The organism is Amycolatopsis sp. NPDC114503, assembly GCF_055633655.1.
In genome coordinates this window covers 360420-371763 of sequence record NZ_JBVKDT010000009.1, presented here as the reverse complement: position 1 = coordinate 371763, position 11344 = coordinate 360420, and the positions used below count along the sequence as shown (strand labels likewise).

Annotated in this window: 9 protein-coding genes; 7 read left to right on the top strand and 2 right to left on the bottom strand. The window is 70.1% G+C overall.

Annotation, left to right across the window (positions count from 1 at the left end; genetic code table 11):
- Positions 1-978 precede the first annotated feature (978 nt).
- The 4 genes from aspS to ACZ7OI_RS35035 all read left to right on the top strand — a co-directional run bounded on the left by aspS (position 979) and on the right by ACZ7OI_RS35035 (position 6143).
- Positions 979-2775, top strand: a complete 1797-nt coding sequence (gene aspS, locus ACZ7OI_RS35050; RefSeq protein WP_470268363.1) for an aspartate--tRNA ligase — start codon at positions 979-981, stop codon at positions 2773-2775.
- A 52-nt stretch (positions 2776-2827) separates the two neighbouring features.
- Complete coding sequence (locus ACZ7OI_RS35045) at positions 2828-3769, top strand: DUF389 domain-containing protein (RefSeq protein WP_470268362.1); 942 nt, start codon at positions 2828-2830, stop codon at positions 3767-3769.
- Positions 3770-3838: 69 nt separating this feature from the next.
- Positions 3839-5026: a phosphotransferase gene (locus tag ACZ7OI_RS35040; RefSeq protein ID WP_470268361.1), complete on the top strand. Its 1188-nt coding sequence runs from the start codon at positions 3839-3841 to the stop codon at positions 5024-5026.
- 262 nt (positions 5027-5288) lie between these two features.
- Entirely contained in the window at positions 5289-6143 is an 855-nt protein-coding gene (locus ACZ7OI_RS35035) for an SGNH/GDSL hydrolase family protein (protein ID WP_470268360.1), read from the top strand.
- Here ACZ7OI_RS35035 and ACZ7OI_RS35030 read toward each other — a convergent pair.
- A complete protein-coding gene (locus tag ACZ7OI_RS35030; RefSeq protein ID WP_470268359.1) occupies positions 6109-6864 on the bottom strand; it encodes a metallophosphoesterase family protein in 756 nt (251 codons plus the stop codon). The genes ACZ7OI_RS35035 and ACZ7OI_RS35030 overlap by 35 nt on opposite strands.
- Positions 6865-6942: 78 nt before the next feature.
- Between ACZ7OI_RS35030 and ACZ7OI_RS35025 the strand changes: the two genes are divergently transcribed.
- From ACZ7OI_RS35025 to ACZ7OI_RS35015, 3 genes are all read left to right on the top strand, one after another.
- Positions 6943-8325 carry a replication-associated recombination protein A gene (locus tag ACZ7OI_RS35025; protein WP_470268358.1) on the top strand — a complete coding sequence of 461 codons (1383 nt, stop codon included), beginning with the start codon at positions 6943-6945 and terminating at the stop codon, positions 8323-8325.
- 110 nt (positions 8326-8435) lie between these two features.
- Complete coding sequence (locus ACZ7OI_RS35020) at positions 8436-9266, top strand: hypothetical protein (protein WP_470268357.1); 831 nt, start codon at positions 8436-8438, stop codon at positions 9264-9266.
- A gap of 161 nt (positions 9267-9427) precedes the next feature.
- Positions 9428-10285 carry an NAD(P)-dependent oxidoreductase gene (locus tag ACZ7OI_RS35015; RefSeq protein ID WP_470268356.1) on the top strand — a complete coding sequence of 286 codons (858 nt, stop codon included), beginning with the start codon at positions 9428-9430 and terminating at the stop codon, positions 10283-10285.
- Here ACZ7OI_RS35015 and ACZ7OI_RS35010 read toward each other — a convergent pair.
- Positions 10269-11174, bottom strand: a complete 906-nt coding sequence (locus ACZ7OI_RS35010; protein ID WP_470268355.1) for a nucleotidyl cyclase domain-containing protein — start codon at positions 11172-11174, stop codon at positions 10269-10271. The genes ACZ7OI_RS35015 and ACZ7OI_RS35010 overlap by 17 nt on opposite strands.
- Positions 11175-11344 lie beyond the last annotated feature (170 nt).

The following is an 11344-nucleotide window of genomic DNA, read 5'->3' as shown; positions in this document are numbered from 1 at the left end:
CGGGAGCCGGGAGCCGGGAGCCGGGAGCCGGGAGCCGGGAGCCGGGAGCCGGGAGCCGGGAGCCGGGAGCCGGGAGCCGGGAGCCGGGAGCCGGGCGACCCTGTCTGCGGAGACCCCGCTGCATGGGGCGTACGGCAATCCGTGACGCAGGCAGTCTGTGGCGACCCCGCTGCACCGGGCGCACGGCAACCCCGTGACGCAGGCAGTTCGCCGCGCGATCCACGCCGCGAGGCGGCTGACCGGACGAACCTTGCTTTCCGCGGGCGGGCGGGCCCGGGGGCCGCCCGCCCGCGGATCGCGGCGAACCGCGCGGCGTGCGCCTCCCTCGGTGCGAGCTGAGCCTCGCGCGCCTACCGGCAGACATGCCGGGGACTCAGTGCGGAGAACCCGAACCGCCGCCCGAACTCTGCCTCCGCTCCGGCCGCCTCTCTAGCCACCTGAGCGTGCCCGTGTCGCCGCCTCACCGCTGTCCCGGCCCGGTGGCGCGAGGCAGCGCTCGCCTCCACGTGCGCACGCGCCCCTGCCCCTCCAGCCCCATCTCTCCCAGCACCCGTTTCGGCCCGCCCGGCCCAGCACCCTCTGCTCTCCCGGCAACCGGTGTCGACCCGCCCAGCCCAGCCCAGCCCAGCCCAGCACCCCGTGCTCTCCCGGCAACCCGTTTCGGCCCGCCCAGCCACCCGAACCCGCCGCCGCCCCAGCCGCGCGGCCCGACCTGGCCCACCTCGCCCCGTGCACCCGCTCACCTCCCCACCCCACCTCGCCCACCAACCCAATCCACCCCGCCAAGCCCGCCCCGCCACCGAACCCACCGCCCCCACCACCGCAACCCCCATCACCTCGCCACCCCGACCCAAACCTGCCCGCGCCCCCCATCACCGGGTTCGTTAGCCTCTGTATCCGGCGAAATGCGTGCTCGGCGAACAACCGAACACGACGACGCCGCACCCGAACTTCGTGGACCTAGGGAGAGCAGTCGCAGTGCTCCGCACTCATCAAGCCGGCACTCTGCGTGCCGGGCAGGCCGGTCAGACCGTCACCCTCACCGGCTGGGTGGCGCGGCGGCGCGATCACGGCGGAGTCATCTTCATCGATCTCCGGGACGCCAGCGGCGTCGCGCAGGTCGTGTTCCGCGAGGGCGAGATGGCCGAGCGCGCGCACGCGCTGCGCTCCGAATTCTGCGTGAAGGTCGTCGGCGAGGTGTCGCGGCGGCCCGAGGGCAACGCGAACCCCGACATCCCCACCGGCGACATCGAGGTGCTCGCCACCGAACTGGTCGTGCTGTCCGAGGCCGCTCCGCTGCCGTTCCCGATCGACGACCGGGTCGACGTGGGCGAGGAGGTCCGGCTCAAGTACCGCTACCTCGACCTGCGCCGCAGCGGTCCGGCGTCCGCCATCCGGCTGCGCAGCGAGGTCAGCCGCGTCGCGCGCGAGGTGCTGCACGGGCAGGACTTCGTCGAGATCGAGACGCCGACGATGACCCGCTCCACCCCGGAAGGCGCCCGCGACTTCCTCGTGCCCGCGCGGCTCAAGCCCGGTTCCTGGTACGCGCTCCCGCAGTCGCCGCAGCTGTTCAAGCAGCTGCTCATGGTCGGCGGCATGGAACGCTACTTCCAGATCGCCCGCTGCTACCGCGACGAGGACTTCCGCGCGGACCGGCAGCCCGAGTTCACCCAGCTCGACATCGAGATGAGCTTCGTCGAGCAGGACGACGTCATCGCGGTCGGCGAAGCGATCGTGAAGTCGCTCTGGAAGCTGATCGGCCACGAGATCGCGACCCCGATCCCGCGGATCACCTACCGCGAGTCGATGGCGAAGTACGGCTCCGACAAGCCGGACCTGCGCTTCGACCTCGAGATCACCGAACTCACCGAGTTCTTCTCCGACACGCCGTTCCGCGTGTTCCAGGCCCCGTACGTCGGCGCGGTCGTCATGGCGGGCGGGGCCTCGCAGCCGCGCCGTCAGCTCGACGCCTGGCAGGAGTGGGCGAAGCAGCGCGGCGCGAAGGGCCTGGCGTACGTCCTGGTCAACGAGGACGGCACGCTCGGCGGCCCGGTCGCCAAGAACCTGTCCGAGACCGAGCGCGCGAACGTCGCGGAAGCCGCCGGCGCGAAGCCCGGCGACTGCATCTTCTTCGCCGCGGGCAAGGTTTCCGCCGCGCAGCCGCTGCTCGGCGCCGCGCGCGACGAGATCGGCCGCAAGCTCGGCCTGATCGACGAGGACGCCTGGTCGTTCGTGTGGGTCGTGGACGCGCCGCTGTTCGCGCCGGTCGAGGACATCGGCGACGACGTCGCGGTCGGCTCCGGCAAGTGGACCGCCGTGCACCACGCGTTCACCTCGCCGACCCCGGAGTGGATCGACAAGTTCGAGCAGGACCCGGGCAACGCGCTCGCCTACGCCTACGACCTCGTCTGCAACGGCAACGAGATCGGCGGCGGCTCGATCCGTATCCATCGCGAGGACGTTCAGAAGCGCGTGTTCGCGCTGATGGGCCTCGGCGAGGAGGAAGCGCAGGAGAAGTTCGGCTTCCTGCTCGAGGCGTTCCAGTTCGGCGCGCCCCCGCACGGCGGCATCGCGTTCGGCTGGGACCGCATCGTGATGCTGCTGGCCAAGGCCGATTCGCTGCGCGACGTGATCGCGTTCCCGAAGACCGGCGGCGGCTACGACCCGCTCACCGCCGCGCCCGCGCCGATCACCGCACAGCAGCGCAAGGAAGCCGGGATCGACGCGAAACCGGCTGTCCCGCAGAGCAAACCGGCTGCCGCGCAGGAGAAGTAGTGGCCGCGGGCAGCGTGTCCGTCGACGGTGGCTGGCGGGGCGGGGTGGGCTAGTGCTGCACCTCAGGGCGATCTGCCCGCCGGAGCGCACTGACGAGACGCTGGAGCTGCTGCGCACCCACCCGGGCGCGGCGCACCTGATCGTGCACCGCGGGGCGTCCGTCTCGCCCGAGGGCGACCTCATCGAGGCGGACATCGCGCGGGAAGCGGCCGACGAAATCGTCGACGCACTGTGCACGCTCGGTCTCGACCGCAGCGGCGGCATCACCATGGAATCGCTGGACACCGCGCTGTCCGATGCCGCCGACGCGGCCGAGGAAGCCGCTCCCGGCGAAGGCGCGGACGCGGTCGTGTGGCAGGAGCTGCTCGGCCGCACCGGCGAGGAATCGCGCTGGAACGCCACGTTCCAGGCGTTCCTCGCCATCGCGTGCCTGCTCGCCGCGGTCGGCGTGCTCACCGATTCGTCGGTCACGATCGTCGGCGCGATGGTGGTCGGGCCCGAGTTCGGCCCGCTCGCCGCGATCGCGGTCGGCGTGGTGCTGGGCCGCTGGGACCTGGTGCGCCGGGCCGGGCTCGCGCTGGCGGTCGGATTCCCGGTCTCCATGGCGATCACGCTGCTCGGAGTCCTGCTCGGCAGCACGGCCGGGCTCTTCGACGCGCACGCGATCGTCAACAACCACCAGGTCGATTTCGTGTACCAGGTCGGGCCCGCGTCGTTCGTGGTGGCATTGCTCGCCGGGGCGGCCGGAATGCTCGCGATGACGTCGGCGAAATCGGCCGCGCTCGTCGGCGTGTTCATTTCGGTGACGACCGTTCCGGCGGCCGGTTACGCGATGGTCGCGGCCGTGGCCGGGCGGTGGGACCGGGCCGGTTTTTCGGTGCTGCAGCTGCTGGTCAACCTCTTCGGAATCGTTCTTGCTGCGGCCATTGTGCTGATAGTTCGCCGACGCAAGCAACGTTCCGAGGCATTGCTGCGTCCGCTTTCCCGTGGGTGAATCCGGGCGCGTCCCGGCGCCCGGAACGTTGTGGTCATGGTTGCTCAGTCACGAGTAGGGTCGGTGACAATGACAGTCGACACCTCCTCCGCCGGCGACGCTGGGGTCCGGGCGGAAGCCGGGGAACTCGCCGTCGCCGCGGCCGTCGCGGCGGGCGAGGCGGTGCTCACGCGCCGGTTCGGGAGTGCGATCACGCTGGTTTCGCCGGAGCATCTCTCCGGAAGCGGACCGGCGACAGTCGTCCGGGCGCGGGTCGTGTCGTCCTCGTTCGCGCTGCCGCGCACCTTGGTGGTCAAGCACTACCCGGACCCGCCGGAACCCGGCCGGGTCGATCCGTTCGCCCAGGAAGCCGTCAGCTACCAGCTGTTCACCGCACTCGCTCCGGACGAGCGAATGTGCCCCGAACTCCTGGCCCACGACGGCGGCCACCGCGTGCTGGTCATCGAAGACCTGGGCCGCGCGCCCACCCTGCAGGACAAACTGGCCGCCCGCGACTCCCGTGCGGCCGAGCGAGCTCTGCTGTCCTGGGCGCGGTCGCTGGGACGGCTGCACGCCAGCACCGCCAGTCGAGAAGCCGATTTCAACGCTCTGCTGCGCCGCCTGGGCGGCCCGGTGCGCACCGACAACGACGGCTTGTCGGGCCTGGTCGACGACGTCGAAGAACTCCTCTCCGAACTGCTCGACGTACCCGTCCCCGAAGCGGTGCGCGAACGCGTCGCCGAAGCCGTCGCCCAAGCCCGGTCGGCAGCCTTCCGCGCGTTCAGCCCCGTCGAGCTGACCCCGGAAAACAACCTGGTCACCGGCTCCGGAGTCCGCTTCCTGGACTTCGAACGCGGCCGGGTGCGCACTGCACTGGTAGACGCCTCCTGCCTGCGCCTGCCGTTCGTCTCCGACCCGCGCGCGATGGCGCTCCCCGCGGGCATGAGCGAGGCGATGATCGCTGCCTGGCGAGCCGAAATCGTCGATGTGTGGCCTTCCTTCGCCGACGACGTCGAACTGGCGAAGCAGCTCACCATCAGCGAAATGCTGCAAGTCTGGCAAATCACCCGCGACCTGCTTCCGCATCTCGACCTGAGCAGGCACGCCACCCCCGTCAGCCGCGAGGCCGCCCTGGTCACGTGGTGGCGCGAACTGGCGAGGCATGCGGGCTACTCACGCCTGACCGAGGTCGCCGAGCACTCCACGCGAGTCGCCGCCGCCTTGGCCGCCCGTCTGGGCCCGCACGCCGACCTGGCGTTCTACCCAGCCTTCCGCTGACCTCGCACCGCAGCCGTCCGTGAGGGCCACCTTCAGGGACTCTGATTCCCTCAGGGTTCCCCTCACGACCCGCGCGAGTCCGTGAGTGGCTCCTTCACGTACTTAGATTCCCTCAAGGAGTCCTTCACGGACCGCTCGCCAGCCCCGCCGACGAGCCCCCAAACCTCCCAAACCAGACCTCGCCCCCGCCGAGTACCGGAAGTTCCCACCTCCGTCCATACCGCGTTACCTCCCCATCACCAGCGGTGAGCCTCAATACCGGATGGTCTTGGTCGTGACCGTGATCAGCGTCGGAGTCACCCCAGCCGAAGCCCCGTCCCACCCCCAACAGACCCCCCGAGCGATCCCGCGCCGAGCCGAACGCCTGGCGATCCTCGGCGACTCCACTGCCGTAGGCCTAGGCGACCCCCTCCCCAACCGCGGCGGCTGGCGCGGAGTTGGCCCCTTGGTCGCGGAAGCTCTGGGCATCGACGAAACCGGCTACCTGAACCCGTCCTTCACCGGCGCGCGAATGGCCTGCGTACGCACTGACCAACTTCCGCTGGCGCTTGCCCACAAACCAGACGTAGCCCTGGTCGTTGTAGGGATGAACGACACCCTCCGCCCAGACTTCGACCCGGACCACGTCGCAGCCGACCTCACCGCGATCGTCCGCGAGCTGACCGCGGTCGGAACCACTGTCCTGCCGGTGCGTTTCCACGACCACAGCAAGGTCTTCCGCCTCCCGCCCTCGCTCAAGCGAGCACTGAGCGCCCGCGTCGCCGAGTTGAACGAGGCAATAGATCGCGTGGTGGAAACAGAAGGCATCGCCTGCCTGAACCTGGACACCCTGCCCGGCGCCTACGACCTCACCGTGTGGAGCGTCGACCGCCTGCACCCGTCCGAACTGGGCCACCGGCTGCTCGCCCAAGGCTTCACAGAGCTGGCCGCGGCAGCCGGTTACGCGATCCCGGAGCCGGTGAGCCTGACCTGCTCCGGCGGTGTCGAGCCAAGCGCGGCCGGACACTTCGGCTGGCTCGTGGCGAAGGGCGTTCCGTGGCTCTGGCGACGCGGACGCGAGTTCCTGCCCTACGCCGCGGTCATCATGTGGCGCTCGTTCCGCGAGCGCGTGGGCTGAATACCCGCAACGCCTCCGCATCCGACGCCGGATTCCGTACGTAATCGTCGTTCCACCCCTGAATTCCGGGATACTCCGACGTTTCAGCCAGCTCCTTGCACACGGCCTCCACGTCATACGCGGTACGCCGCAACTCGACGCCCGGACCGAGCCGCGCCCAGTGCGCACCCGTTGTGCCGTAAGGCATTCCGACGCTGCCCGGGTTCACGATCCGGCACCGGTCGGCCAGGCGGAGAAACGGCATGTGGGTATGCCCGCACACCACCGTCTCCGCCGTGACGCCGTCCAGCACCTCGGCCCACCGCGACAACGGGCTGTCCACGAGCGCGACTTCTTCGTCGTCGCGCGGGGTCGCGTGGCAGAACAGCACTTCGCCGAGCCCGTCGATTTCCAGCGTGACCGTCAACGGCAGTCCCTCGAGCAGCGCCACCTGGTCCGGCCGCAGCTGCGTCGCCGCCCACGGGCCGATCGGGTCCGGGATCTTCGTGGAGCCGCCGCCCGCGAGCGCGACGAGTTCGCGATCGGCGTTGCCGCGCACCCACACCGCGTGCTCGCCGAGCGAAACCAGCCGGTCCAGCGTCTGCCGGGGCAGCGGGCCCGCGGCGAGGTCGCCGCACAGGACCACCAGATCGGCGGCCAGTACGTCGGGTTCGGCGAGGACCGCGTCGAGCGCGGGCAGCACGCCGTGGATATCGGACAACACCGCGACCGAGGAGACCATCGCCCCAGTCTGCCCCTCCGGCGGAGCTGCGGGGCCGGGCGAGCGGGATTGTCGGGGTGGTCGGTTACCGTCGTCGGTGTGGCACAGGACGAACTCTTCACGGTGAACCCCGACGCGGGGCCGCCGCCGGAACCCACCGGAGCGAACCCGGTCGAACCGCAGGCCGACCCGGCGACGTCGCCGCTCGCGGTCCGGATGCGGCCGCGCACGCTCGACGAGGTGGTCGGCCAGCAGCACCTGCTGCGGGAAGGGGCTCCGCTGCGCCGGCTGGTCGAGGGGGCAGCCCCGGCGTCCGTGCTGCTCTACGGCCCGCCCGGCACCGGCAAAACCACGCTGGCGAACCTGGTGTCGATCGCCACCGGACGCCGGTTCGTCGCGATGTCCGCGCTGTCGGCGGGCGTCAAGGAGGTGCGCGGCGTCATCGAGGAGGCGCGGCGGCGCCGGCAGTACAACACCGAGAACACCGTTCTGTTCATCGACGAGGTGCACCGGTTCTCCAAGACCCAGCAGGACGCGCTGCTCGGCGCGGTCGAAGATCGGACAGTGCTGCTGGTGGCCGCGACCACGGAGAACCCGTCGTTCTCGGTGGTGTCGCCGCTGCTGTCGCGGTCCTTGGTGCTGCAGCTGCGGCCGCTCACTGATGACGACATCGTCGCGGTGCTGGAGCGCGCGTTGGCCGACGAGCGCGGGCTCGGCGGCGAACTCACGCTGACCGACGAGGCACGAGCGCATCTCGTGCGGCTTGCCGGCGGGGACGCGCGGCGTGCGCTCACCGCGCTGGAAGCGGCCGCGGACGCTGCGTCCGCTACCGAGAACAAGACCATCGATCTGGCCGTTGTCGAGTCCACTGTGGACAAGGCGGCCGTTCGTTACGACCGCGACGGCGATCAGCACTACGACGTGATCAGTGCGTTCATCAAGTCGATTCGCGGATCGGATGTCGACGCGGCGCTGCACTACCTGGCGCGGATGATCGAGGCGGGGGAGGACCCGCGGTTCCTCGCGCGGCGGTTGGTGGTGCACGCGAGCGAGGACGTCGGGCTTGCCGATCCGACCGCGTTGCAGGCGGCGGTCGCGGCGGCGCACGCGGTGCAGTTCATCGGGATGCCGGAGGGGCGGCTTGCGTTGGCGCAGGCGACGATCCATCTCGCTACCGCGCCCAAGTCCAATGCTGTGGTCACCGCGATCGACACCGCGTTGAGCGACGTTCGCAAGGGCGCGATCGGGACTGTGCCGCCGCATCTGCGGGACGGGCACTACGCGGGGGCCAAGCAGCTGGGCAATGCGCAGGGGTACCGGTATCCGCACAACGTGCCGGAGGGGGTGCTGGCGCAGCAGTATCCGCCGGACGAGCTGGTGGGGCGGGACTATTACGAGCCGACCCAGCGGGGCGGGGAGCGGACGCTGGCGGAGCGCGTGCCTCGGTTGCGGCGGACTATTCGGGGGGAGCGGCAGGGGTGAGCGTCCCGGGCCGGTGAGTGAAGGTCGCCACTTTCCTTTCCGGTGGGGGCTGGGGCGGGAACATTCGGGTGTGTCGCCGGTTGCTCCTCTTCAAGGAGAGGGGAGCGGCGATGACGCTGTTGACCGTGTGGCCGGACGATCAGCCTGGGCATGTGCTGCTGCGGACCGAGGACACTGGGGCGATCGTCGCCGAGCTGGGGCGGGCGGGGGCCGGGTTCGCTCGCTGGCCTGTTGGCGAGGGCGGCTCCGAGGGGGACGTGCTGGCTCGGTATCGGGAGTTGATCGACTCTCTGATTGGCGGGGGCGGGGAGTCCCTGGTGGATGTTGTGGCTGGGGAGCCGTCGCTGGTGGAACGCAGCGGGGCTGAGGACCGGTTTTTCGTGCGGGGGGCTGCGGTTTGGTATCTGCATGCCGGGCGTGAGGTGCGTGCGGTGTTGTGTGAGGCGGGGGATGTGCTGAGCGTTCCGGCGGGGGTTCGGCATTGGCATGACGGCGGGGAGCGGCCGGGTTATGTGGCTGTTCGGGTTCGGCATCCTGTTCGGCGTCGTGCTGAGGCTGGGCGGGGTGTGGTGCCTGGGGAGTTTCCTGGGTTTGAGGAGTTGGTTGCGGCTCGTCGCCTGGAGGCGACATTGCGCACGGGGGGGCGTGGGGGCACCCCGAAGCTGATTGTGATGACGGTCTGGGGTTGCTTGTCAAGGCGGGAAAGATGCCTTGACAAGCAACCCCAGACCGCATTTTTGGCTTCGTATCGGGGTGCGGGGATGGTGTGGGTGCGCTGGTGGGTTTGTGTGCGCGGGCTGCGGTCGGGCAGGTGGGCGCGGGGCTTGGGTGTGGTGGTGGGTCGGGTGCGCGGCTGTCGGTTGGGCGGGTGGTCTGTGAAGGGCTCCTTGAGGGAATCTGATTCCCTCAAGGAGCCCTTCACAGACTTTGGCTGGTCGTGAGGGAACCCAGAGGGAATCAGAGTCCGTCAGGGTTCCCCTCACGGACAGTGGGCGCGGGATGGGTCGGTTCGCGGAGTTGGTGACTGATCACGGCAAGCTTCGGGGGGACGGTGCTGGGCGCTGATCCTGCCGATCCGCGTGGCTGGCGGCACGATGGCCGGATGACCACAGTCGCATTCCTCGGCACCGGAATCATGGGCCGTCCGATGGCCGCCAATCTTGCTCGCGCGGGGGTGAGCGTGCGGGCTTGGAACCGTACGCGCGCTAAGGCGGAGCCGCTTGCTGCTGAAGGCGTCACGGTTGTGGAGACTCCTGGCGAAGCGGTGAAGGGGGCCGACTTCCTGGTCACCATGCTCGCGGACGGGCCGGCGGTCGCTGAGGTGTTTCGGGGGCTTTCGCTCGAACCAGGGACGATTTGGCTGCAGACCAGCACTGTCGGGGTCGAGTGGGCTGATCGGCTTGCGGAGGCGTCCGTCGCGGCGGGGGTTCCGTTCGTGGATTGTCCGGTGATGGGGACGAAGGGGCCCGCTGAGCAAGGACAGTTGCAGGTGCTCGCGGCTGGGCCGGACAACGTGCACGACGGGGCCGCGGAGGTGTTCGACGCGATTGGCTCGAAGACTCGCTGGCTCGGTACCGAACCCGGCACGGCGACGCGGCTCAAGCTGGTGATGAATGCTTGGATTCTCGCGCTCACCAACGGCACCGGCGAGAGCCTCGCCCTCGCACGGGTGCTCGGGGTGGACCCGCAGTTGTTCTTCGACGTCATGAGCGGCACCGGGTTCGACGTTCCTTACGCGCGGGCGAAGGGGCCGATGATGCTCTCCGGTGAGTATCCGGCCAGCTTCCCGGCATCGCTCGCGGCGAAGGACGCGCGGCTCGTCGTGGAGGCCGCGGGGCATGCGATCGACGTCGGCGGGGCGGCGGCTGCGTTGGCGCACCTCGAGGCTGCGGTCGAAGCAGGGCATGGCGAGGACGACATGGCGGCGGTGTACGAGGGGATCGTCAAGAAGGGGCGTTGAGCAGTGACGCGACCCGGTCCACGCCGATGCCGGAGACGAGCAGGCGTTCCTTCGCGTTTCCGAGCAATCGCGCGGTCCACGGGGTGAAGCCGCCATCGCCTACCTCGGCCGGTCCGGTGCCGAAGTCTGCGGTGATGGTGAAGCAGAGGCCGGAGTAGTAACCGCGGCCGAGGGCGCGGTCTGGATGGTCGGATACGTCGACATCCGGCAGCGCGTCTTGCACTGAAGCGGCGAAATCGGCGAAGCGGTTGTCCAATGTGGTCACTTGGAAGCCTGCCGCGTGGGCGCCGGCGGCGCGTACGGCGGTGGTGAGGAATCGGGCGTGCTCCACCAGGTGTTCGCGTTCGAAGGCCAGGCTGCCGCGGTCGCGGCCGGCGGTGACAGCGGCGAAGAGGGAGAAGTGCGCGAACAGCCCGGGGCCCGGAGGCTGGGCTCGGACGACGCGTTGCACTGTGGCGAGACGAACTGGCGAGGAACCAGTGCGGCGGATGGCGGCTTCCAGCGCCAGTCCGTTCGTCGGGTCCGCGGCGACCTCTGTGCCGCGGCCGGTCGGGACGATGCGGTTCTGGGAGAGTCCGGCCACTGTGGAGTGAGTGCCGAGAGGGGCCACGGGGGAGAGCGTGACTCGGTCGAATTCCGGCGGAGCAGCGGAAAGCAAGGCGTCTTCGACTCGGCGCAAAGCCTCGAAAGCGAGCGGCGCGGGGGTGGTGAAGCGGTCCGCGCGGTAGCGGCGCAGGACGTCCGGCCCCCGCAGTTTCGCGGCCCTGCGCCGGGCTACTTCCAGTTGCAGCGTGGTCAGGTCCGCGCCGGGAAGCCCGGTGAGCACGTCGACGGCAGGGCCGCCCGGCCCGGCGAGCACGCGGCGGAGCGGGCCGTTCGAGGAGTCCATGGGACGAGGAGACCAGGCCGGACGAGCTTCCGCGAACTCTTTTCTCTGCGCTACCCAGACGCGAGATCGCGTCGGGGGGTTTGTTGGGGGGGGGGGCTCGCCCAAAAAGAGGGACACCACCCTCGCCCGACAACCCTCCAAAAACACCCTCCCCGAGGCAGGAAACCCAA

Coding starts and splice junctions, on each gene's coding strand:
- ACZ7OI_RS35040 (WP_470268361.1), top strand. CDS start 3,839: ATGACAGTCGACACCTCCTCCGCCGGCGACGCTGGGGTCCGGGCGGAA.
- ACZ7OI_RS35035 (WP_470268360.1), top strand. CDS start 5,289: ATGGTCTTGGTCGTGACCGTGATCAGCGTCGGAGTCACCCCAGCCGAA.
- ACZ7OI_RS35030 (WP_470268359.1), bottom strand. CDS start 6,864: ATGGTCTCCTCGGTCGCGGTGTTGTCCGATATCCACGGCGTGCTGCCC.
- ACZ7OI_RS35020 (WP_470268357.1), top strand. CDS start 8,436: ATGACGCTGTTGACCGTGTGGCCGGACGATCAGCCTGGGCATGTGCTG.
- ACZ7OI_RS35015 (WP_470268356.1), top strand. CDS start 9,428: ATGACCACAGTCGCATTCCTCGGCACCGGAATCATGGGCCGTCCGATG.
- ACZ7OI_RS35010 (WP_470268355.1), bottom strand. CDS start 11,174: ATGGACTCCTCGAACGGCCCGCTCCGCCGCGTGCTCGCCGGGCCGGGC.